Consider the following 24,299-nt stretch of genomic DNA (forward strand, 5'->3'; position numbering starts at 1 on the left):
ACACATGACAAACCCCAAAATTGCCGTCGCCATTATTGGCTCGGGCAATATCGGCACCGACCTGATGATCAAGGTACTGCGCCAAAGCAAATACCTGAGCATGGGTGCCATGGTCGGTATCGACCCCAGCTCGGACGGCCTGGCCCGTGCAGCCCGGCTGGGCGTGCCCACCACCCATGAAGGTATTGAAGGGCTGTTGAAGCTGCCCAACTTCCAGGACATTCGTATTGTGTTCGATGCCACCAGTGCCGGGGCCCATGCCCGCCACAATGCGCTGCTGCAAGAACACGGCATCAAGGTGATTGACCTGACGCCTGCCGCCATTGGCCCGTACACCGTGCCCGTGGTGAACCTGGAAGACAATCTGGACGCGCCCAACATCAATATGGTGACCTGCGGCGGACAGGCCACCGTGCCCATCATCGCGGCCATCTCGCAAGTCACCCCCGTGCACTATGCGGAAATCATTGCCTCCATCTCGTCCGAATCCGCAGGTCCCGGCACACGCGCCAATATCGACGAGTTCACGGAAACCACCAGCAAAGCCATGCAAGTGGTAGGCGGCGCACAGGTAGGCAAAGCCATTATTGTGCTGAACCCGGCCGAGCCCCCGCTCCTGATGCGCGACACCATCTACACCCTGACTGATCCGGGCAAAGAGGCTGAAATCGAGCAATCGGTTGAAGCTATGGCAGCCCAGGTTCAGGCCTATGTGCCCGGCTATCGCCTCAAGCAAAAAGTGCAATTTGACCTGATCCGGGAAGACCAGCCCATCAATGTGCCCGGTCTGGGCTTGCGCTCCGGTCTGAAAACGTCGGTCTTTATCGAGGTGGAAGGTGCGGCCCATTATCTGCCCGCTTACGCAGGCAATCTGGACATCATGACCAGCACCGCCCTGGCCTGTGCCGAGCGTCTGGCACAAACCCGCTTGCTGACGCAGGCCGCATGATTAGCAAGGACACGAACATGGCACACGATTCACAAAAAAAGCTTTTTATTTCCGATGTGACCTTGCGCGACGGCAGCCACGCCGTGCGTCACCAGTACAGCGTGCAGAACGCCATCGACATTGCCCGTGCCCTGGACCAGGCCAAGGTGGACTCGATTGAAGTGGCCCACGGTGACGGGCTGTGCGGCTCCAGCTTCAACTACGGCTTTGGGGCGCACTCTGATCTGGAGTGGATCGAGGCAGTGGCCTCGGTCGTGCAGCACGCCAAGATTGCCACCTTGCTGCTGCCGGGCATTGGCACCATTCATGATCTGAAAGCCGCCTACGACGCCGGCGCACGCATCGTACGCGTTGCCACGCACTGTACGGAAGCGGACGTCAGCAAGCAGTACATCGAATACGCCCGCTCGCTGGGCATGGATGCCGCCGGCTTTTTGATGATGAGCCACATGACCAGTCCGCAGCATCTGGCCGAACAGGCCAAGCTGATGGAAAGCTACGGGGCAACCTGCTGCTATGTGGTGGACTCGGGCGGTGCCTTGAACATGAACGATGTGCGCGAACGCTTCCGGGCCTTCAAGGATGTACTCAAGCCTGAAACCCAGACCGGCATTCACGCCCACCACAACCTGTCCCTGGGCGTGGCCAACAGCATTGTGGCCGTTGAAGAAGGCTGCGACCGCATTGATGCCAGCCTGGCAGGCATGGGCGCAGGTGCCGGCAATGCACCGCTGGAAGTCTTTATTGCGGCTGCCGAGCGCATGGGCTGGAACCATGGCACCGATCTGTACACCCTGATGGATGCCGCCGACGACATTGTGCGCCCCCTGCAGGATCGCCCGGTCCGTGTAGACCGTGAAACCCTGGCCCTGGGTTACGCCGGTGTCTACAGCAGCTTCTTGCGCCACAGCGAAGCCGCAGCCAACAAGTACGGGCTGAAAGTCGTGGACATTCTGGTCGAACTGGGCAAACGCCGCATGGTGGGCGGACAGGAAGACATGATCGTGGACGTGGCCCTGGACTTGCTGCAGCGCCAAGGCGCCACAGCCTGATTCCGAGACTCTAAAAAAAAGTTCTACCCCCGCTCAGCGCTGCCTTGCCGCGCAGTGAGCGGGTTTCTGCACCCTGAATTCGGGGCGGGCAGGGGGCAGAAGCAACAAGAAAAACGTCCCGGTCAACCGAGGAGACATAGCAATGACACATACTCAAGGCCGCAGACATGCGGTCATTACCGTGGCGATCTGCTTTCTGATCGCCGTTATCGAAGGCATGGACATCCAGGCCGCTGGTATTGCCGTGAAAGGCGTAGCAGCAGAGTTTGGTCTGGATAAAACCTACCAAGGTTATTTTCTAAGTGCGGGCATTCTGGGACTGCTACCCGGTTCGCTGATGGGCGGGCGCTGGGCCGATAAATACGGTCGCAAGGCCGTGCTGATTGCCTCGGTCGCCATCTTTGCCCTGTTTACCTTGTTCACTGCCTGGGTCAATAGCCTGGCCATCCTGTTGATGGTGCGCTTTCTGGCTGGAGCCGGTCTGGGCGCGGCCATGCCCAATCTGATTACGCTGGCTGCCGAATCCGTCAAACCAGAACACCGTGCCCGTGCAGTGGGCATGATGTATGCCGGCATGCCTGTTGGGGCCGCCATTCTGTCACTGGTCGCTGCCTCCAACTTTGGTGAAAACTGGAAAAACATCTTCTATCTGGGCGGCCTGCTCCCCCTGCTGGTTATTCCTGTCATGGTATGGTTCCTGCCCGAATCACGCGAGTTCCTGCAGGCTCGACAAAGCCCTGCTGTCGTTCAAGGGCGCTTCCAGGATCTGTTCAGCAATGGTCTGGCCACCCGCACCCTGCTCTTGTGGGTCAGCTATTTTTTCACGCTGATGGTGGTCTACCTGATGCTGAGCTGGCTTCCCTCCCTGTTCCAGGAGCTGGGCTTTAGCCGCAAGCAAGGCAGCACAGCCCAATTCTGGTTCATGGTCAGCGCAACCGTGGGCACCGTCTTGTTAGGGTATCTGACCGACCGCTGGCACAAAACCCTGGTTATTGCACTGATGTACGGCGGTATTCTGGCTGGTTTGTTAAGCCTGAACGCCGCATCCGGCCTGACGCAGATGTATTGGGCTGCCGCACTGACGGGTGCGTTTGTGATTGGTTGCCAGGGCGTCTTGTATGCCTTTGGCGGTATTGTCTACCCTACTTCCGTACGTGCCACTGGCGTCGGCACCGCTGCAGCCGTTGGCCGTATCGGCGCAACGCTGGGTCCAACCCTTGCAGGCATGTTGCTTAGCCAGGGGTATGGAGCCGCTGGCGTCATCAGCTCGGCAATTCCCTGCATTATTGTTTCAGCCTTGTGCATGCTGCTGGTAGTCCGTCAGATCAGTCAGGAGCAGGCAAGAGCATCCGGCAGCCCCGCCCTGCCAGCCGCTGGAAAAGCTTGAGAACAGAACCAATTGCAGCTTGGAATCCAGCTGCAACCTGAACACCAGCCCTCCTGGAGTCAGCCCTTGCATCAAGGGCTGCGTTCTACCTGGAAGACGCACCCCACACATACGTAGCTCCCCAAGCTTGAATTCGTCTTCAGGCTTGGGGGCTGCTCGGGGGGACTGCCCCCCTTTTTCAGCGATTTCCGTCTGTGCAATCCACCTGGCCTCACTGGTGGCAATCCCCGACAAGAATGAAAACAAGAATAAAGAATGGCGGGATACAATGGCCGGCTGCTATTTGGCAGCCGAGATTTTTATAGCCAGGCTTGGCGCTGCAGCAGAAAACAACAAGGTGCCTGGCCCTGCACGGAAACACGGATGATGGACACAGTAATTCTTCTTCTGGTCGCCGCAATAGCCCTGCACTTTGTGCGGGCACGGTATCAACGCGGACGCATTATCTTGCTGGGTCGCCACTTGAGCAGCTTCCAGCTGGAACGCCATATGGAAACGCTGACGGAAGGCTATACCCGCGCGATTGGCGAACAGGACCCCTCGCGCCAACTGCAGGTGTTGGAGATGTTTGCCCAGACCGAAAACGCGGTAGCCACCCAGATTCAATCTCTGGCCGACCTTCTGCAAAAAGAACCAGCAGAAAACACCCGAGTAGGCATGCTGCCCTTTTGCGTGCCCTATGCCGAACGCATCATCCCCTCCATGACGCGCGACTTCCGCCAGCTATTGCAGATTCATGCTGCCGGGCTGCGTCATATGGTGGACAACCCCGAACAGCTGGACCCAAAAAGCCGGGCCTTTCATCTGTCCGCCGAGCTATACCTGTTTCAACACAGCTGCCACTGGTTCTGCAAATCCCGAACAGTGGCAGATGCACGCCTGCTGGCACGCCATAAGGTGACACATCAAAAGGTGCTGGAGTCCGTGTCCACCCAAACCCGCAATGCCTATTTACGCTGGCAGGAACCCGCTACCAGCAAATAAAAAAAGCGGAGCCCCTTGGCTCCGCTTTTTTCTTCCTGCATATCAGGGATACACAATCACAAAAGTTGCAGCCGCTTCCAAAGGCCCCGGTCTGACATCTGATTCGGTTTTATTGGGCAGCCGTACATACTGAGCGGTAAAACCGGTAGACAGTACAGCACCATCCGTCAGGGCCGGCCCTACAGAAGGCGCATAACGCGACGGCACCCAGGAGCCTGAAGGCGCAGGACCAAAAGGCAGGGGGTCAGATTCACCGCGATGAAACAAACGTATCCCGACTGCCGGGTTGCTTGAGAGCAAATAATTTTTATTCGTTGCACTATCCCTGGTGTCGGTGAAATAGATATTCAGTTTGGTGTCTTTGGTACAACCCGTTCCCTCAATCAAGAAATGGGCTTGCCCTGACGCACCTGAAGAGCGACTTGCACCTGCAGGCACAATCTGACCGGGATCAACGGGTCCCAGAACCACATTTTGAGTCAAGGTACTGGTCGAGAACTTACAGCTGGGCAAGGCAGGTTTGGGCAACTCAGGCACTTGCACGGTGCCGGTCAAAGCCGCCATGGGGTCCACGAACCCATTAATACAAAGCTGTGCATTAGCCGTGCCCTTTTGATTGGCTGTCATAACAAGGACTTTATTGGCTTCAGTAAAGGTCAGTTTGCCGCCTTTATATACCTTGTCATCAATAACCACCAGTTCAAAACTGTAGAACTGGGCCAGCGTGTAACTGGCCGTTGTTCGCGCTCGTAGCACAGAAATCCACGGGCTACTGGAAATAATCGTTCCCTGCGGAGCACTTGGTCCGATTGGCGTCAAAGAGACAGTGGAGGCGTACCCCGCCCAGCGAACGACCAAACCCAACCCTGGCATCCCACTCAAGGGAACTGCTTGATAAGCGTTATCCACTATCTGCCCGCTTGCATAGACATCCACTGTTTCGCCGTGGGCAATGGGCATGTAGTACTCAGCATAGGCAGACGTACGCCCTACAATATCGCCATTTTTAAAGACGGTGCCGCTAGGGGCCATACTCCAGCTTGAGCGTGCCGTCAGGTCTCGGGACCTGAAACAGCTCGTTGACTGAGCCTGGACCTGGCCCATCCCGACAAGCAAGGCAATGGGCAGCATCAATGCTTTAGCCCACACGAATCGCTGGCGGGAAAACTCCTGTTTCCTGAATATACGGTTCCACATATCACGCATCTCATTCATCAAAATTCGTTTCCAACCCCTATCGGGGCCAATTAATGATGAAATTTTAAAAGCGCAGTCTATTCAATTATTTAAGATTATTCCTAGAGTTATTTTTCCGCTCTTAATTGATACTCAAACCCAATCAAGCTTAATCGTCAAGAATTGCAAACCAAGCAAACAAGCCACTTGACAGAACAAAACAATTAAAAAAAACATTCTCAATTAATAGGACTGCATTTTAAGAATAGTCCTAAATCTTTTCCCCGATTGATTTCCTAAACTTCAATTGTGCCCAAACAGAGCACACTCCTGGGAACCTTAGAGCGCCCCAAGGCGTACAACAAGGTTGCTTCGTTTGTCCAACAATCGGAAGTCAAATCAATCATGAAAAAGATCCTTTTCGGCCTCACTATCCTTTCCGCTTTTGCTGCTGCCGGTGCTCAAGCCGAATCCACTATCGGTGCCCGCGGCAACATCAACTTTGTAGGCAGCATCAACGCTGACAGTTGCACCGTGCGTTCTCCTGGTGCTTCCAGCTCCGGTGCCAACATGCTGGTCGATATGGGCCCTGTGTCGGCCAAGACTCTGGGTACGGAAGCGACGCCCGCTACCTCCGCAGGCGGCATCACCTCGATCTCCAAGAACATCGATATGCAGATCGAATGTGCCACCGGCACCAAAGTTGAGCTGAAGCTGGCTCCTACCGCGACCTCCGGCAAGGGTATTGCTGTCACTGGCGGCGCCCAGAACGTGCAGATCATGCTGGTCAGCGACCAAACCATTCTGGACTTCACCAGCGGCACCGCCAAGCTGGAAGCTCCTTACGCTGACGGCGCCATCAACATTCCTCTGACCGCCTACTACACCCGCAAGGCCGGTGCTGAAGTTGCTGATGTTGTCGGTGGCCAAGCCAACGCGACCGTTGCCTACGAGCTGTCTTACGAATAAGACTGCCTGAACCTCTGGCGAAGGGTGATCCCTTTCGCCAGAACCAACCCCTCAAGGAGAATGAACCATGTCCATCTTAACTTTCAAGAAACTGGCTTTTGGATGTCTGGCCCTGAGCGCTGCGCTATTGAGCAACCAGGCTCAGGCATCCATCTCCTTGAGCGGTACCCGCCTGATCCTGCCCGAGAAGCAGCAAGAAGCGTCCATTGTGGTTCGCAACGACAATTCGCCCATCCTGGTTCAGTCCTGGCTGGAAACGAATACCGATCACGATCAAGCAGAACTCCCCTTTGCCATTACCCCTGCACTGGTCAAAGTTGCCCCTAACGGCCAGCAAGTGATGCGTGTGCTCTATGCCGGCGGTGACCAGGGCCTGCCTCGTGACCGCGAAACCGTGCTCTGGCTGAACATCCAGGAAATCCCGCAACAAAGTCCCGGAGACAATCAGCTGCAGATAGCCATTCGCCAACGCATCAAATTATTTTTCCGTCCTGACGGCTTGCCCGGTTCGGCCGCCCAGGCCCCTGTCGATTTGCAGTGGTCCGTGGTCAACGCTCAGGGCGCACCTATGCTGGAGATCCACAACCCCAGCGCTTACCACGTGTCCATGTCCACCCTGCGCAATGCCAAAGGCCAGGAAATGGAAGACCCCGGCATGATTGCCCCTGGCCAGACCCGCCGCTTGCCCTTGGGTCGCTCCGGCGCACAAGACACCTTGCAGTTTCGTGCGATCAGCGACTACGGCAGCGCCGATCCCTATGAAGTTCGCCTGAACGGCCAAAGCAAAGTTCAGGCCCGCGCCTTGAGCTCGGACACTCCGTAAGCCGGCGGCACGACCCGCCGCCCACTCCCCGCTTCTCACGTCTGACCCTTTCGGCTACTGGCACCCGGCCAGTAGCAGGAGCCCTTGCACGTCTTCAAATCGTCAATCACGCCCCCTGGGTGCAGAGTCATGTTCACAAAAAACCATCTGTTCTGCCATCGCATTCATCCCATCAGCCGCCAGCCACTGGCCGCGTTGCGGATTGCCTTGCTGCCCTGCATGGTATTTGCAGCTTGTGCTGCCCAGGCTCAGACGACCGCCTCCGTTACCGTTCCCGCTCCCGAAGAAAACAAGACAGAGCCCGTACAAGTTGCTGCTCTGGATAGCGGTGACTCCATGGCATTTAACATGGCCTTCCTGCAAGGCAACGCCTCCACCGCCGACTTGCGCACCCTGCTCTCGAGCAGCAACGTCGCTGAAGGCGTACAGCGCGTGGACCTGTACGTGAACCAGCAGCGTACCGGACGACGCGACATCACCTTCAAACGCAACCCGCGTACGGACGAAAACGAGCCCTGCTTTGACCAGGAGATGCTCGAGCAGATCGGGATTGATCTGAGCAAATTGCCCGCTCCCGTGTCGGCCGAGTCCACCTGCTTGCGTCTGCCCGAAATTGTGCCTGACGCCACCGTGGTCTACGAAAGTGCCCAATTGCGTCTGCTGCTGAGTATCCCGCAGATCTACCTGAGCCCCAGCAAACGCGGTTATGTTGATCCCTCTTTGTGGGACGAAGGCCAGACAGCTGCCTTTGTGAACTACGGTGTCAATGTGCGCCGCGATCAAAGCAAAGGCATGTCCGCCACCAACCACCTGAGTGCAGACCTGCGCCTGGGTGTGAACATCGGCCCCTGGCGCATACGCAACAACTCCTACTACACCTCGGGCACCAATCGTTCCAGCTCCTTTACCAGCCAGAACACTTACGCCCAGCGCGATATCGTGTCCCTGAAAAGCCAGTTGCTGGCCGGGCAGACGTATACCCGCTCGCCCCTGTTTGACAGTGTGCGCTTTATGGGTGCGCAGATGCTCTCGGACGAGGCCATGCGCCCCGACAGCGAGCAGGGCTACGCGCCGGTTATCCGTGGCACGGCCGAAAGCAATGCCACGGTGGAAGTACGCCAGAACGGCTATGTGATCTACACCACCAACGTCGCCCCCGGTCCTTTCGCCATCAGTGACCTGGCGCCCTCGGGCTCGAACGGTGATCTGGAAATCACCATTATCGAAGCCGATGGTTCGCGTCGCATCTTGCGCCAGGCATTCTCTGCACCGCCCTTGATGGTGCGTGAAGGCCGCCTGAGCTATGACATCGCCGCCGGTCAACTGCGCCTGAACGACGAAATGCAGGAGCGTCCCCACTTTGTCAGCGGCTCCATGCTGTATGGCGTCAGCGCCAACACCACCCTGGCCGCCGGGGTGCAGGTCTCCAAAGACTTCAATGCCTATTCCCTGGGGGTCGGCATGAACACCCAGTTGGGTGCGGTCTCGCTGGATGCGACCCGCTCCACCAGTCGTGTCCAGGGCCAGCAATCCCAGGGCACCAGCATGAACCTGCGTTACAACAAGTTCATCGAGGCTACCGGCTCGAACGTGTCCATCAATATGCGTCACGACTTGAGCCGTGGCTATCGCACCCTGTCCGATCACGTCACCGCCACAGAAGCACCAGCGCACTTGCGCCTGTACGGTCAACGTGACTCGCGCCAGCGCATCGATGCCAATATCAGCCAACCTGTAGGCGGTGGCAATCTGTACCTGAGCGCTTCCTACAACAAGAACTGGGAGAACAACTCCTCCAATAGTTTGTCGGTGGGCTACAGCAACCATATCGGCAAGGTGAACTACAACCTGTCGTACACCCGTACCCGTAACCTGCAGTCTTCCTTTGGTCCTTCGCGCTCGCACGACAACGCAGTCATGCTGACCTTGAGTATCCCTCTGGGCAGCGGACCAAATGCGCCACAAAGCTTTACCACGGTCAGCCATGACAATAGTGGCAATGCCGTCCAGGCTGGTGCCAGCGGTCTATTGCCTACCGAGCGCGAGATCAGTTACGCCGTTGCAGGTGGCCGCAGTGCTGCCGGTGAAAGCAGTACCTCGGTCAACGTGGGAACAGCAAGCTCTTTTGCCCGTATGAATGCCGGCTACTCCTATGGCAATCAACACAGCTCCGGCAACTTCTCGGCCAATGGTTCGATTGTGGCGCATAGCGGCGGGGTGAACCTGGGTCAGGCTCTGGGCGAGACCATCATGCTGGCCAAAGTAGAGCCGCCTGTAGCCGGGGTAGGCGTATCCAGCCACGCAGGTGTCAAGACCGGCTCGAACGGCTACGCCATCATCCCCAATGCCACCCCCTACCGCAGCAACCACGTCAGCCTGGATACACGCAACGCCCCGCGCAATGCCGAATTCGACAACGCCGTGCAGCAAATCGTCCCTACCCGCGGTGCGGTTGCCCTGGCTACTTTCAAGGCCGAAGTCGGTTACCGCGTACAGTTTGAATTGCGCGATGAGCAAGGTGCAGCGTTGCCCTTTGGCGCCATGGTGCGGGATGCCGCCGGCCAGCAACTGGGCATGACCGACCCGCGTGGCCGTATCCTGACCATGGTCTCCCCTGAACAAATGCGCGGCTATCTGGATATCAGCCGTAATGGTCAGCTGTGTCGCGCCCGCTACGAGCTGGCCGAACAAGCCGAAAGCCTGAACTATCAGTTGCTTCGCCTGAACTGTGTCAAGCGTGAACCCGATCCCATGCTGCCCGGCGATCTGGCCAAACAAGGCGCAAGCCAGGACGGAACAGTATGAGGCCTGTTCAGCTAAGAGGCAGCCCCATGCGAGAGAACCTGCCCTGCATGCAGGTTCCTCGCTTTCCCAGCGTCTTGCTGGGTGCCTTGTCCTTAATCCTTATCCTGTGTGCCTCCTTGGGCACCGGGGCATATCTGTATGCATCGGCTACGCACCTGATTTCCGAGTATCGTCGGCAACTGAACGGTGCTGCCGACCACGCCCAATTATTTTTTGACCAGCGTGAGGTCCTGCTGCGCGCCGTGGCCGCAGCAGCGGTTTCTCCCGACACCGTGCAGCTCTCGTCCAATAGACAAAACCTGGAAACGCTCGACACCCCGAATAATGGCTCAGCCGATCACTACGTCTTTTTACTGACGCGCCGCCATTGGAATGCCATCCATCGCACAGGCACCTTGCGATACAGCGAGCTGGATCCTGCCCGAGACTACCGTCTGGAGCGCGACGGCCAGCGCCGGTTCTGGGAACCACAGGTGGATGCGCTAGCCACACGCCTGAACACCATCAATAAACAGCCTCACGCCCGGCAAGTTCCCGTGCTCTGGCTACACCAGGACAATGACTCTTTCTCGCAGTTGGTGGCTTACACCCCGATAGACAGAGAAAACCGTCAGGGAGCCTGGTTGGGTCTTGAACTGAACAATATCGACCGCGCCCTGACCTTGACGCCACCACCACCTGGCACGGAATACATTTTGTTCGATATACGCGGGCAAGCTGTTTTGTACAGCAGCTCCCCGCCTGATGCGTCCGAGTTGCGCTGGATTCAGCAGGACTACTTTGGTTTTGACGGCAAAGGCTGGCCCAAACATATCATCCTGAGCAAATCCATTGGGACGGGCGGCCTGCGAGTACTCTACGCCCTGCCCACCAAACAGTTATTGCACGATGGCCGCAATGCCTTGATCACGGCCTTGCTGACCCTCACCGTCTTTACCACCGTTGTTCTGGTCGGCGCTTGCCTGATACGGAGGCGCTTGTTGCTGCCTGCGCGCCAGCAGCAACAAAGCCTGGTCGATAGCGTGTCCTTGAATCGCAAGCTGGTTGCCATGGCTCCTGTCGGCCTGGCCCTGGTCGACGCCCAAGGTGAAGTGGTTTTTCAAGAAAACCTGCAGGCACGCACCTGGATGCAAGGTGATGATCAATGGCGTACACGCTTACCCGGTGAGCATGACCCCAGCACATGCACCGACGTTACCCTGAAGGATGGGCGCAGTGTACGTGTCCATGCCATCAGCTTGCATTACCGCGGACAGCCCGCGGCTCTGTGCTCCATTATTGACGTCACCGCTGAGAAAGCCGAAGAGGCTGCCCTGCGCCACTCCCGCCAACTGGCCGAGAACGCCAATATCGCCAAAACTCAATTCCTGACCACCATGAGTCATGAAATCCGCACGCCCCTGTACGGAATTCTAGGGACGCTGGAGCTCCTGTCTCTTTCCGAAAAGCAGCAACACCCTTCGCCCTATCTGGACACCTTGCGCCGCTCGGCCGAAACACTGTTCCGGGTAGTGGGTGAATCGCTGGACCTGTCTCGTATTGAAGCGGGGCACGTCACCCTGGAACCGCGCGAATTCTGTGCGCAGGAGCAGGTGGATGAAACTATTGCAGCGTTTGCTGCAACCGCACAAAACAAGGGCTTGCTACTGTATTCCATCACCCCTGTCAGGGCCCTGGTTCCCACTATTGGTGATCCCCTGAAGATTCGCCAGATTCTGAGCAACCTGATCAGCAATGCCATCAAGTTCACCACTTCTGGCCATGTGGTGCTGCGTCTGCATACTGAACCCCAGCCGGGCAACCGCCTGTCACTGCGCTTTCAGATTACGGACTCCGGACAGGGCATCAGTGCAGAGGTTCTGCCCAAACTGTTCCTGCCCTATTTCAGCCTTAACGAAGGTGGTGCCAACAAGCAGCCTGGCACGGGTCTGGGCTTGCCCATTTGTCAGCGCCTGGCCAGCCTGATGGGCGGCTCTCTGTCTGTGGTCAGTGAACCGGGCCTCGGCACCAGTATCACGTTCGAAGTGATTCTGCCTGTGGCCTCCCCGCCCGGCACAGCTCCGGCTCCCGAGTCCAAATTGGCATTCCGCCCCGTCTATGTGACTGGAGACATCCCGGAAATCGTCTCCAACGTCAGCAAATGGCTCCGTCATTGGGGTGCCTATGCCCTGCCCTACACCGGGCAAGTCGCCAAACCGGGGGCTGTGCTGGTGCATAGCTGGCCGTCTTTTGCCACCAGTACACCTGAGTGGACAGGCCGCCAGGTCATGGTTCAACCCAATACCCAGACCCAAACCCCTCAAGCCGATAATCCTGACTGCTTCTACACTGCCTCGACCGCCATGGAACACATCATGCAAGCGGTGCAGCAGGCTCAAGCGCTCGATTGCGCGCCTCAGCCGACCAAAGAGACATTAAAACCCTCCGTACGCCCCCAACGTGTACTGGTCGTGGACGACAACCCGGTTAACCGGCAAATTCTTCAGGAGCAATTAACTTTGCTGGGCTGCACGACTCATCTGGAAGCCAGCGGCGAAGCCGCCTCGACACTGGCAAACAAAGATCAATTTGATATTGTGTTTACAGACCTGTTCATGCCCGGCATGGACGGCTACTCTCTGGCCCGCGCCTTGCGTTCGGAAGGCTACCAGGGACGCATTATTGGCATTACCGCCAATGCCATTTTGGATAAAGACAAAGAATGGTCAGCCGCAGGCATGGATGCCCTGCTGATCAAACCTCTGCCCATGGCCGCCTTGCGCGACAGCCTGCAGCCTCCGACCTTCTAAACCAGCCCGACCAGCCACAAATGCTACGGCGCTACCGCGGCGCAGGGCGGTATGATACGGCAGGAATTGCCCAAATCGGCGACCTCACGGAGAACCATGGCCAACTCACCTTTTAATCGTATGACGCGGCGCTCGCGTGGACACACGCGACTATTGCTTAGCGTTATTCCTGTCTCCTTCGTTTTGCTGGGCGCTCTGGTCGTAGGCGGCCAGCATTTTTTCAGCCAGGAGCGCCATCGTCTGAAATCCGATTTCGCCGTGACGGTGGCCTATATCCACGAACAGGAACGATTTTTAGCGCAGCTCAAGGCAGATGCCGCCAAACTGCAAGCCGGGCCGGAGCCAGAACCTCCACCGGTAGAAAGCGGCCGTTCCGTGAATATCTGGCGGCCAACAGCCAGCGTCTCGTTTTCCATGATTTGCGAGCAGCACTGCCGCGCCCCCAAAGAGGCCTACGGAACCTTGGGGGCCGATCTGGCCGACAGCTTTGCGTCCTTTTGGGCCAGATCCTATTTTCCCTCCGGCTACCTGTTCCTGTTCCATCCCGACATGGAGGACAGCCTGAGCATTCCGGAGCTGGAATCCTCCCGCACAGATACGGTCCTGCCTATTGCGTCGCACAAAGAAGCACGCGACCACGTCCAGCCCTGGAGCACGCCTTTACCCGGTCCACAAGCAGTGAAGTGGGTTTCCCTGCCCGACCACCCCTTGCATATGCTGGGCATCATCCCGGTTGCCTTGCCCGGACTGCCCGTACCTGGTGCAGACCCGGCCCGATTCCAGGCCATGAGTCTGTTTGACAAAGGCAGGCTGCGGGAATTTTTCAATCAGTCCGAAGCGCCTGTCGGGTATCGATTCTGGCTGCACCATACCCAGCAGGGTTTGCTGATCGGTAAAAACGACTCCCCTGATTTGCAGCACGATGGTTTTAGCATCAGCTGGCGGGGCCTGGCCTTTCAAATGAGCGATCCCTCCGGCACCTGGACAGGGCGCTACCTGATCAGCCCCAGTCAGTTGCTGGACAGCACATGGGTACCCCTGGGCACGGTCGTATTTTTATTGCTGAGTTTGCTGGGCGGCATGGCTTATGCCCGCTGGTACGGGCGCCGTGTGGTGGAGCCAGCACGTCAGGCCCAACGTGCACTGCTGGAAAGCCGGGACTTCAACCGCAGCATCATTGATACCTCGCCGGTAGCTCTGTGCGTGATCAGCAAAGAAAAGCGGCAGATTATTTTTGGCAATGCCCAGGCACTGGAATGGCTGGGGCTGGATGCGGGGGATGTATTACCTGAACAGGCACCGCTAGCCTTGGCCCTGAACACCTTGCAGCAACAGGGAGCGCAGGCCACCGAAGGCAAAGTAGATTTAGCAGACGGACGCAGCCTGCATTTGGCCTGCGCACCCAGCCGCTACCATGAGCAGGACGTTCTGCTGTGTGTGTTGATGGACCTGACGGCACAAGAAGAAATCCAGCGTGAACTGGAACGCGCGCGCGCGGCCGCCGATGAAGCCAGTACGGCCAAGTCCGCTTTCCTGGCCACGATGAGTCATGAGATTCGCACGCCCCTTTACGGCGTTTTGGGCTCCCTGGAGTTGCTGTCCATGACCGAATTAAATAGCCAGCAGCATCAACAGGTAGACCGAATTCAAGGTGCCTCGCGCCAGTTGTTGCAGATCATCAGTGACATTCTGGATATCAGCCGGATTGAAGCGGGCCAGACCCATGTGCAGTCGGTGCCCCTGGACCCGATTGCTTTGGTCCAGGATTGCACCGCCACCTATACCGCCATGGCTCAGCAAAAAAACCTGCTGCTGTTTTGCCATATAGACCCGGATGTCCCTTCTTGCGTCCTGGGCGATCCTCTGCACATACGTCAGATTCTGAGCAATCTGATCAGCAATGCCGTCAAGTTCACTCAGGCAGGTCACATTATTGTGCGACTGCGTCTTGAGCAGATTGCCCAAGGAAAAGCCCAATTAATGTTTCAGGTGGCTGATAGTGGCGTGGGCATTGAGCACGAACGACAGGACAAGCTGTTTACCCCCTTTTATGTCGCCCATGCGGGCGAGCACACCATACGAGGGGCAGGCTTGGGCCTGTCCATCTGTGCCCGTCTGGCCGAACTGATGGACAGTCAGATTCAGTTAACCAGTGAACCAGGACTGGGCAGCAGTTTCTCCTTTACGCTGAATCTGGACATAGAGCCCAAAGAGGCCCAAACCCGCCCTGCCCCGAACCTGCATGGCATGAAGCTGCATGTGCGAACACCCCATGCCGAATTGTCCGAGTCGATCTGCAATTGGCTTATCCGCTGGAATGCCCAGGCACAAGCCCTGCTGCCCAGCGACTCTCTGACAGGCCAGGCCGAAGAGATCTTGCTGGATGTGATGATGCCCGGCAGCCAGCCGGTACCTCATTGGCTCGGCCCCTACCTCAGTGTCTCGGCACGCGATGGCAGTAGTACCTTGCCCGAGGCGGATGGCACCAGTCCCGAAAGCATCGCTCGTTCCCTGGAGCGCTGGCAGACACAACAACATGCCACGCCGGCACAAATCCTGGAGTCCACGCCACCCGCCAAAACAGCGATCAAGCCCCCCAGCCGCCCCGGCCTGCATGTGCTGGTCGCTGAAGACAACCCGCTCAATCAGGCGACTTTGCGTGAACAGCTGGAGCGTTTGGGATATCAGGTAACCCTGGCTCAAGATGGCGAAGAGGCCTTGAGTCTGTGGGATGACAACAACCATGATTTGCTACTGACAGACGTCAATATGCCCAATATGACGGGCTACGAGCTGGCACGTCATCTGCGTGCACAAGGCATGAATGCACCCATCATTGGCATTACCGCCAACGCCATGCGCGACGAGGCCCAGCGCTGTACGCAAAGCGGCATGAACGCATGCCTGGTCAAGCCCATGAATCTGGCCACCCTGAGCAGTCTGCTGGAATCGTTAGCTACCTCACCTGTGCCCAAACGCTATCGGGAGATTTTCCGCAGCACCATGAGCAAGGATTTACAGACTCTGGAACAAGCCCTGCAAGAGCAAAACGCGGCGCAAAGCCAGGCCGTCTTGCATCGCATGGCTGGAGCTCTGGTGGTAATGGGTCTGCATGAAATCGCGGACAGAGTGAAAGAACTGGAACAGAATTTCAGGCAAAATACTCAACAAACTGAAACACAAGTTCATACAGCCGCTGCCGTGTGCCAGGCACTACGCGAGCTGATTGAACAAGTCTAGCAAAACAGGCAAGGAAACCCGAATGCCCGCCATTCAGAAACTGCGCGTCATCATTGCAGACGATCACCCATTGATTTTGATGGGGATACGCGAGCTGCTGGGCCGCGATATCAACCTGAGCGTTGAGGCCGTAGCTGCCAGCCCCTCGGAGCTGGTCGAGCACCTGCAGAAAAACCAGCCCGATACCATCATTACCGACTACTCCATGCCCGGCGATGAGCAGTATGGCGACGGGATGCGCTTCATTTCTTATCTACGGCGCCACTTTCCCGACGTCAAACTGATTGTGCTGACCATGGTGTCCAACCCCATGATTATTTCTTCTTTGTACGATGCTGGCGTACAAGGAGTTGTCCTCAAACAGGACGAGCTCTCTGAAGTCCTGGTCGCCCTGCACTTGTTGCGCCAGGGCGTGAAGTACTACCCGGCCAATTTCAAGCAAGATACGCCCAAAGACGTGCTGACCAGCTCGGTACAGGAGCGCCTGGAGTCCCTGAGCCCAAGGGAATTTGAAGTCCTGCGCCTGTTTGCCATGGGAGACTCCATCAGCGCCATTGCTGAACAATTAAACCGCAGCATCAAGACTATCAGCGCCCAAAAAGCATCGGCCATGCGCAAACTGAACGTGCATAACAACCAGGACCTGATTGCGTTCTGTACCCAGAACAACCTGTTCTCCTGAATGCGCACAAGGCAGGGCCGGGCATGCCTGATTCATGTCGCCCAACGCTGACGCATCCACATATCCAGCTCAAAGGCGGGTGTGGGTTTGGCGAACAAATAGCCTTGAGCATAATCACAGCCCATTTGTCGTAAGCAATCCAGATCCTCCTGCTGCTCTACTCCTTCGGCGGTAACACGCAGGCCACGCTGCTTGGCCACCCGGATCCAGTCTTGTACCTGTTCGCTTTGCTCGCGACTGTGCGCCAAGCCATACACACTTTGCCGGTCCAGTTTGAGTTCTGAAAACGGGGCTGACATCAAACGTTCCATTGAGCTGTAGGCCACCCCGGCATCATCTTGCGCCAGCCCAAAGCCCATCGCTACCAGGCGTGAAGCCCCTAAAAACAAGGCGCAGGGCGTCCGGGTGTTGGAGTTTTCCAGCAACTCCAACGTAATCTGGCTGGCCTGCCCCTGCTGTTCCTGTACACAGGCCATCAGACGATCTGGCAGGCTGACATCATCAAGCAAATGAGTGGGCAGGTTCACTGCCACAGGCACCGACAAACCCTGACGACGCCAATAGGCCTGCAAACCTAGAACTTCTTGCAGCATATGCAAGAGCAAAGCCTCGTCCAGGCCATGCTCACTGAACCAGGGCAAAAACACATCGGGGGACAAGACACCCCATTGAGGGTGACGCCAGCGCGCCAGAGCCTCCAACGCAACCAACTGCTGGGACTGCACCGAGACCTTGGGCTGCAGCCACGCCTGAACCTGCTCCTTTCGCAAGGCATCGAGCAAAACAGCCCGCGTAATCAGCATCCCGCCCTGTTCAGGCTGAGCGCACCCGCTACGGCCCGAAAAGCCGTAAGGCCGGACCAGGCGGCTGCTCAAGGCCTTGCTGTCTACCGGAGCTGCGCTTGCTTTAGCAGAACGCCCGACAGCAGGGACAATGCGCCGGGGCATCCACAAGCCGGACTCCGAGCGAGGCTGACGAAGCAAGTTCATCACCATCGTAGGTGGCATGTGAGAAGTGGATGGTGCGAACATGAATGTCCCCGGCTAACAATGAACAGACTGGAATTTCCAGGCCAGAATCGATAACTGAGATCGTAAGATTTCCTGCGGGCTAATGGCCTAGGAATAGTCTGAAAACCCCAGCCCTTGCCAGTGCAGCCCGCTCTTTATATGAGCGGATGCTCTTACAGGCCTAGTCATACATGAAAGTGACCACGGCCTCGGCCTGCAAACTGCCTGGTGTTACCGTGCCGCTTTGCACATTGGGCAATTGCACATACTGGGCGGTGATAGGCAAATACATATCAGATAAAGAGCTGCTTGTTGGCCCTTCCACGACGGGGGGCCGGTCCGGCAAAGTGGAACCCACAGGCGCAGGACCAAACTCGATTGGCTGCTGGCTATCCCGGTGATACAGACGCACACCAACCGACGGATGTGAAGAGCGCAAATAATTCTTGGGCTCCGAACTGGCACGAGTATCGGTAAAAAAGGCCTTGATCGTGGTGCCTGCCGGACAGCCGCGGCCTACCAGTTCAAAGTTCTGTTCAGCGATCCTCCCCTCGCTGCGACTGCTGCCATATGCGGCCAACTGCGAGAGGGTGATGGGCGGCATGGACACCACCCGGTTCAGGTCAGCCGACGAACAGGTGGGCGCTGGTGGTTTGGGCATTTCGGGAATTCCGCCCCCTTTTACCAAAGGCCCCATAAGATCAAGGATCCCATTAACGCAAATTGTGTTTCTGCCTGCCGAACTAGTCCGAGAAACAAAAGCAGTAACTGCCTGCTCATTAGTGACCTCAAGCTTTCCACCTTTATATTTTTCCGCGTCGATCACCACGATTTCGTATTTAAAATAATACGAAATCGTGTAACTTTTTGGGCCTTCTCCGGTCAACATCTTCCCCATATAAGAAACAGAAACCGGGGTTCCGTCAGGACGGACAGAGGACGCAGTAAACGCGTAAAGACTATAAAAACCATTCCAGGAAACTCGTACTCCCACACCAGGTGTCTTGGGCATAGGAATAGCGTTATAGGGGTGATTACCACCGTTCACTCCCCCCGCATCCACACTGGCTTTACGCTCTTTTGACGAATAAAAGAATGTCGCGTTTGTCAATGCTGATGCTATTACCTGACCGTTATAGAATCCATTTCCATAAGGCTCGACTTTCCAGTCATATAAATTCAAATCCGTATTTCTTAGGCAATCCTCACTAGCTTGAGCAACAGCATTCACGGAAAAGCAGGTAAAAAAACCGGCTACCAGTATTGAACACAACTTGCTTTTGCATTTTTTATTTCTCATGGGATTACCTTTTTTTAAATAGGCATGTAAAAAGACCCAGATATAATTTCACCCATTCATACCCCAACAAACCATAAGACTATTCCGATAGTGCTTTTTACCTACTGTCTGAATCTGTGAATCAAGCCGGCTAAAGCGCATAGATCAGAGGCCGGAAAGCTGCAAAATCGACGAGCTTTTCCCGTCCTCGACGTCCTCTGGTAAACCCCAGTATGTTTAGGCATCAATATTTTGTAGATTGAAAAAGCAGATATCTGAGTCTGCCAAAACACATGCATGCGCTGCCAACGTTGCCAGCGACATGCAGGCAATAAAGCCTCACTCCCTGTCACCAGGGGTGGGGCTTTTTTTGTGCGCGTCATTGGCGCATGCACGGTTTTGAAAACGATAAGGAGAGGACAAATGACTGTAAGTGTCAAAGACACCCTGGCTGCAAAAGGAATACACCCCAGTCCCGAACATCTGGCCAAGCTGGAGACCAAATGGCGCGAGATTCAAGCCATGAAAGGCAATCTGGAAGGCATCGCCATTGACGATGCCGACCTTGCTATCAAACACCTGGCCGGAGGGGATCACCATGAATAAGGAATTGCTTGAGCTAAGCGTCATTGAACTGGCGGACAAACTGCGCAACAAGGCTGTTTCTCCTGTCGAAGTGACCGACAACCTACTGGCCTACATCGACGAGTCGAACCCACAGACCAACGCCTACATTTCCGTCACCGCCGAGCAGGCCAGAAAAAGTGCCAAACAAGCCGAACAGGACATCATGGCCGGCAAGTACAAGGGCGTGTTCCATGGTGTGCCCCTGGCGCTGAAAGACAATATCTACTTTGCGAACGAGGTCACCACCATGGCCTCCAAGATTCACAAGGACTTTGTCTCCAAGGACGACGCCACCGTTGCCACCAAGCTGCGCGATGCCGGGGTAATCTTCACCGGCAAGCTGAACATGCACGAATATGCCTGGGGCATTGACAACAACAACCCGCACTTTGGTGCCGTGCATAACCCCTGGAACCCTGATCGCGTCCCCGGCGGTTCCAGCGGTGGCTCCGGCGCCGCCGTTGCCTCCCACAGCTCTTACAACACGCTGGGTACTGACACAGCCGGTTCCATTCGCATCCCGTCGGCCGCTTGCGGCATTGTGGGCCTGAAACCCACGCACGGACGCGTCAGTAAATTTGGCGTCTATCCGCTGGCCTGGACCCTGGACCACGTTGGCCCCATGTCCAAAACCGTAGCGGACGCTGCCGCGATGCTGGAAGTGATTGCCGGTTTTGATCCCCGCGACCCGACCTGCGCCAATGTCCCTGTCGGCTCCTACCTGAGCGCTCTGAACGGCAACGTCAAAGGTCTGCGCATCGGCATCATCGAAGACTACTTCTTCAAGAACGTCGACTCGGGAATTGAAAAAGTCATTCGCGACCGCCTGGCCGACCTGGAAAAACAGGGCGCCAAGGTCATCCCCCTGAACGTGCCTGCCCTGCGCTACTCCGAATGGGCCGAGTTGGCCGTCAGCCTGACCGAGGCGGCGACCATCCACCACCAGGACCTGATCAAACGCCCAGAAGACTTTGGCGGTGACATTCGCTTCCTGTTTGAACTGGGCGAACTGTTCAGCGGCATCGACTACCTGCAAGCCCAGCAAGTACGCCGCGCCCTCAAACAGCAATTTACCGGCACCTTCAGCGACGTAGACGTCATCATCGCCCCCACCCTGCCTTGCCAGGTACCGGACATTGGCGTGGATACCGTCAACATCAACGGAAAAACGCTGGACTTCATCGACGAAGGCATCCGCTTTACCGGCCCCAGCAACCTGACCGGTCTGCCGGCCGTCACGGTGCCCGCCGGTATCTCCAACGGCATGCCCGTAGGCCTGCAAATCATCGGCCCTGCCTTTGAGGAAGCACGCATCCTGAACGTAGCCTACGCCGTAGAAGCGATGAAACCCCTGGCAGGACACCAACCCGCTCTGAAGCCTTAAGCCGACCCCGGCCCCACCTGTATGCATAGGCAGCCGGGGCCGTTTTTTTACACCACAAGCCAGAACTCCAATTTGGGATTCTGGCTTGCTCTTTATGTATTTCCCAAGCCCCTCAAGCCCGCCGCCCGACCAATCGGCGGGTCAGAGTCCTTGCCGCCGGCGAACCATTGCGTAGGGATGCAAGCGCCCTTCTGTTTGACGGGGACGCTTGTGGCTGGTCCGGGGGACCAGTCACCCCCGGAGTTAAGGGCGCGCCCGGAGCAATGGTACGCCAAGGGCACCGGTGCGCAGCACCGGCAAGGGCTCAGCCGATTGGTCGGGCGGCGGGCTTGAGGGGCGTCTTGGCAAAAAAACCCAGATACTGACCAAGAATCAAGCTCCCACACTCACATCCAGACAATCAAACACCGCAGGCATCAAATGCGCCACATTCAATCGCGTCCTGTCCTTGAACTCCTTGCTGACGGCAAACGCACTTCCCGGCATCAGCAAGACCCCTTTGCTCTCCAACCGCTGAATAAAATCCGCCAAATCCGGCAGATCCGGATGCCGAACCCACAAGAACATCCCACCTTGCGCCTGTACCTCGAACTCCCAGCCATATTCCTTCAGCACCTTCTGCGCAATTTGCTGGTGCGTCATCAACTGGCGTTGAATCGCCTGCGTGTGCTTGGCATAAGTGCCATCGGCCAGAATCGTATTCACAAAACGCTCGCAAAACCCCGGTACGGCCACACTGGTCAACAATTTCAGACGCAGCAAGGACTCCATCAACTTCGGCCCACAAACCAGATATCCGATACGCAAGGAAGCCGACAGCGACTTGGAGAAACTGCCTATATAGACCACATGCTCAAAATCCCCCAACCCCGCAAACGTCTGACGCACACCAGGGAAAAAATCCCCATACACATCATCTTCCACAATCAGAAAATCGTGTTCGGCTGCGCGCTTCAGCACTTCAAAAGCCACCTTGGGACTTAAACCCGCAGCAGTTGGATTATGAAAAGTGCTATTGCAGAAAAAAGCCCGCACTTTGTGAGTCTGCAAAATACGATCCAGCACCGCCACATCCGGCCCATCCGCCAGACGAGGCACCCCGACAGGTATCCCACCGCACAAACGAATCAGCTTGATCAAATTACTGCTGCAAGGCTCATCCACCAGAACATGATCCCCGGCGCGAATCACCGTGCGCGAGATCAGATCCAAGGCTTGCGTTGCTCCCAGGGTCGTCAAAATCTGCTGAGGGGAAACCTGGATCAAGGTCGATTGACGCAGCAAGAGGGACAACTGCTTGCGTAACGGCAGATACCCATGAATATCGCCATACTCCACCAAACCACTACGGCCAGATCGGGCCGTTTTGCGTATGGCCTTGGCCAGCATATCCGTATCCCGCCAAGGCAGGGGCAACCAACCACAGCCCAGCTTGCACTGCTCGGGCCTGGCCTGCAGCAGTTTAAACAAGGGATCCATCGGGGCTTCGGACGGCAGAATGGGCAGGTCCTCGTTCAAACCGGACCAGCGGGCCACAAAATAACCGCGCCCTTGCAAGGCCTCCAGCATGCCCTCACCCACCAGACGGGTGTACGCACTGACGACTGTGTGATGGCTCAAACCCTCCCTTGCCATCATCTTGCGAATCGAAGGTAACTGCTGCCCTACCGCCCACTCGCCCTGGAGGATGGCGTCCTTCAAACGCTCATGAAAACCCATACCTGCCTGCTCCCCAAACACTGTTAGAAAAAATTAGCTAACAGTTTTCAGGATAGTACACCGACTGTTCGAGACAGGGGCCCCCGACAAGGCCAAAATCCCCACCAGCATGTGCAGGCGTGACCAGCATTTTCTCCTGCACATGCAGAACGCGTTGCATCACACTTCCGCTGTTCCTGACTGCACGATCAGCCTCAATATCCCTCGCCACGTAGCACCATGACTGCCACCCACCTTCCTTACAGAACCTACCTTTACTTTCTGGCCCAATCCATCAACCTGACCACTGCCGTCATGTCTGTCACCATGGCTGCTTTGGTAGGTGGCAGTTTGGCCCCCGAGCCCTGGTTATCCACCGTGCCCTACGGTTTTCAGTTCCTGTTTGTGATGCTCTTTACCTTGCCCGCCTCCAGATTGATGGCTGCCATAGGTCGCAAGAAATCCTTTCTGCTGGCAAGCCTGCCTTTGGCTGTATCGGGGGTGGTGGGATATTGGGCGATAGAAATGAAGCTGTTTTCCTGGCTGGTGGCCTCACACGCCCTGCTGGGAATCTATATTGCCTTTGCCAACTTCAATCGCTTTGCGGCCACGGACGGACTGAACAACAGATTGAAACCACGCGCCATTTCATTAGTTGTGGCTGGCGGGGTAGTTGCCGCCGTGTCAGGCCCAATGCTGATACGGGGTTTGAAAAGCAGCAGCTTCGGACAGGAATTTGCCGCCTGCTATGCTGCCTTCACCGTTCTGGCCCTAGTGTCGCTGATGCTGAATCTGCTCATCAAAGAAATAAAACCGAGTCATGGCGCGGCACTCGGGAAAAAAAGCCGTGGCCAGGCACTTGGGCTGGTGCTGCACAACAAAACCCTGGCCATTGCCATCTGCATTGCGGCCATAGGTTACGGCATCATGAATCTGCTGATGATTCAAGCTTCCATGCATATGTCCCATCTTCATGTGCATTTCTCGGATATCAGCACCGCCATTCAATGGCATGTGCTGGCCATGTTTGCCCCCTCCTTTTTCACCGGCTTTCTGATTCAAAAATTTGGCCTGAAAACCATTGCCATCAGCGGCATCGTGCTCTTGCTGCTCAGCAGTCTGGCCAATATCGTGGCTCATACTTATACGGCACTGAGCCTGTCCCTGTTAACGCTGGGGCTGGGATGGAACTTTACTTATGTCGGTGGCAGTGCCTTGCTGAGCAACTGTCTGGAAGGCAAGCCGCAAGCTATGGCGGTACAGGGCTTGAATGATCTGGGCGTCTCCATCTTTGCCACACTGGGTGCCTTTGCCCCTGCCTTCCTGTTCAGCTTTGCTGGCTGGAGCGGCACCAATATTCTGGCCGGACTTATCTGCCTGACGCTACTGCTTCTGTCGCTGATCTATATCCCGCCCCAAACATCAGGCAAGCCATAGATCCGGAC

General features: G+C 56.6%; 17 protein-coding genes. 13 read left to right on the forward strand and 4 right to left on the reverse strand.

Going from position 1 to position 24,299, the window contains the following annotated elements; genetic code table 11:
* Positions 1-4: 4 nt before the first annotated feature.
* The 4 genes from D0C27_RS13790 to D0C27_RS13805 all read left to right on the forward strand — a co-directional run bounded on the left by D0C27_RS13790 (position 5) and on the right by D0C27_RS13805 (position 4,372).
* Positions 5-949 (forward strand): acetaldehyde dehydrogenase (acetylating), encoded by a 945-nt coding sequence (locus D0C27_RS13790; protein WP_137431180.1) that lies wholly within the window; start codon positions 5-7, stop codon positions 947-949.
* A 17-nt stretch (positions 950-966) separates the two neighbouring features.
* Complete coding sequence (gene dmpG, locus D0C27_RS13795) at positions 967-2,001, forward strand: 4-hydroxy-2-oxovalerate aldolase (protein WP_115634055.1); 1,035 nt, start codon at positions 967-969, stop codon at positions 1,999-2,001.
* Positions 2,002-2,143: 142 nt separating this feature from the next.
* Positions 2,144-3,388, forward strand: coding sequence for a 3-(3-hydroxy-phenyl)propionate transporter MhpT (gene mhpT / locus D0C27_RS13800; RefSeq protein ID WP_009459273.1), 1,245 nt, complete (start codon positions 2,144-2,146; stop codon positions 3,386-3,388).
* A gap of 363 nt (positions 3,389-3,751) precedes the next feature.
* Complete coding sequence (locus tag D0C27_RS13805; protein ID WP_238441753.1) at positions 3,752-4,372, forward strand: hypothetical protein; 621 nt, start codon at positions 3,752-3,754, stop codon at positions 4,370-4,372.
* 42 nt (positions 4,373-4,414) lie between these two features.
* Here D0C27_RS13805 and D0C27_RS13810 read toward each other — a convergent pair whose 3' ends face one another.
* On the reverse strand, positions 4,415-5,587 hold the full coding sequence (locus D0C27_RS13810; RefSeq protein ID WP_081055412.1) for a fimbrial protein: 1,173 nt from the start codon (positions 5,585-5,587) through the stop codon (positions 4,415-4,417).
* A 366-nt stretch (positions 5,588-5,953) separates the two neighbouring features.
* Here D0C27_RS13810 and D0C27_RS13815 point away from each other — a divergent pair, with 366 nt between their 5' ends.
* The 6 genes from D0C27_RS13815 to D0C27_RS13840 all read left to right on the forward strand — a co-directional run bounded on the left by D0C27_RS13815 (position 5,954) and on the right by D0C27_RS13840 (position 16,856).
* Positions 5,954-6,517 carry a fimbrial protein gene (locus tag D0C27_RS13815; protein WP_009459276.1) on the forward strand — a complete coding sequence of 188 codons (564 nt, stop codon included), beginning with the start codon at positions 5,954-5,956 and terminating at the stop codon, positions 6,515-6,517.
* Between the two features lie 67 nt (positions 6,518-6,584).
* A complete protein-coding gene (locus D0C27_RS13820; RefSeq protein WP_083053191.1) occupies positions 6,585-7,340 on the forward strand; it encodes a fimbrial biogenesis chaperone in 756 nt (251 codons plus the stop codon).
* A 129-nt stretch (positions 7,341-7,469) separates the two neighbouring features.
* The gene (locus D0C27_RS13825; RefSeq protein ID WP_137431181.1) at positions 7,470-10,145 is read left to right on the forward strand and encodes a fimbria/pilus outer membrane usher protein; all 2,676 of its coding nucleotides are present in this window, start codon (positions 7,470-7,472) and stop codon (positions 10,143-10,145) included.
* Positions 10,146-10,171: 26 nt separating this feature from the next.
* Positions 10,172-12,934, forward strand: a complete 2,763-nt coding sequence (locus tag D0C27_RS13830; RefSeq protein ID WP_170978581.1) for an ATP-binding protein — start codon at positions 10,172-10,174, stop codon at positions 12,932-12,934.
* Positions 12,935-13,030: 96 nt separating this feature from the next.
* On the forward strand, positions 13,031-16,174 hold the full coding sequence (locus tag D0C27_RS13835) for a hybrid sensor histidine kinase/response regulator (protein WP_170978582.1): 3,144 nt from the start codon (positions 13,031-13,033) through the stop codon (positions 16,172-16,174).
* 22 nt (positions 16,175-16,196) lie between these two features.
* Positions 16,197-16,856: a response regulator gene (locus D0C27_RS13840; protein ID WP_035272032.1), complete on the forward strand. Its 660-nt coding sequence runs from the start codon at positions 16,197-16,199 to the stop codon at positions 16,854-16,856.
* A 32-nt stretch (positions 16,857-16,888) separates the two neighbouring features.
* On the opposite strand, the gene D0C27_RS13845 is transcribed toward D0C27_RS13840, so the two are convergent.
* Positions 16,889-17,887, reverse strand: a complete 999-nt coding sequence (locus D0C27_RS13845; RefSeq protein ID WP_080748062.1) for an EAL domain-containing protein — start codon at positions 17,885-17,887, stop codon at positions 16,889-16,891.
* Positions 17,888-18,047: 160 nt separating this feature from the next.
* Positions 18,048-19,166 (reverse strand): fimbrial protein, encoded by a 1,119-nt coding sequence (locus tag D0C27_RS13850; protein WP_137431184.1) that lies wholly within the window; start codon positions 19,164-19,166, stop codon positions 18,048-18,050.
* Positions 19,167-19,568: 402 nt separating this feature from the next.
* Between D0C27_RS13850 and D0C27_RS13855 the strand changes: the two genes are divergently transcribed.
* Together D0C27_RS13855 and D0C27_RS13860 are read left to right on the forward strand one after the other, a co-directional pair.
* Positions 19,569-19,751: a hypothetical protein gene (locus tag D0C27_RS13855; protein WP_003803240.1), complete on the forward strand. Its 183-nt coding sequence runs from the start codon at positions 19,569-19,571 to the stop codon at positions 19,749-19,751.
* Positions 19,744-21,156 (forward strand): amidase, encoded by a 1,413-nt coding sequence (locus D0C27_RS13860; protein ID WP_137431185.1) that lies wholly within the window; start codon positions 19,744-19,746, stop codon positions 21,154-21,156. The genes D0C27_RS13855 and D0C27_RS13860 overlap by 8 nt, the downstream gene beginning before the upstream one ends.
* 372 nt (positions 21,157-21,528) lie before the next feature.
* Here the strand turns inward: D0C27_RS13860 and D0C27_RS13865 are convergent, their stop codons facing one another.
* Complete coding sequence (locus tag D0C27_RS13865; RefSeq protein ID WP_137431186.1) at positions 21,529-22,875, reverse strand: PLP-dependent aminotransferase family protein; 1,347 nt, start codon at positions 22,873-22,875, stop codon at positions 21,529-21,531.
* A gap of 219 nt (positions 22,876-23,094) precedes the next feature.
* Between D0C27_RS13865 and D0C27_RS13870 the strand changes: the two genes are divergently transcribed.
* On the forward strand, positions 23,095-24,291 hold the full coding sequence (locus tag D0C27_RS13870; protein WP_137431187.1) for an MFS transporter: 1,197 nt from the start codon (positions 23,095-23,097) through the stop codon (positions 24,289-24,291).
* The last annotated feature ends 8 nt before the right edge of the window (positions 24,292-24,299 follow it).

Source organism: Alcaligenes faecalis (assembly GCF_005311025.1).
In the GTDB taxonomy this organism is placed as follows: Bacteria; Pseudomonadota; Gammaproteobacteria; order Burkholderiales; family Burkholderiaceae_B; genus Alcaligenes; species Alcaligenes phenolicus.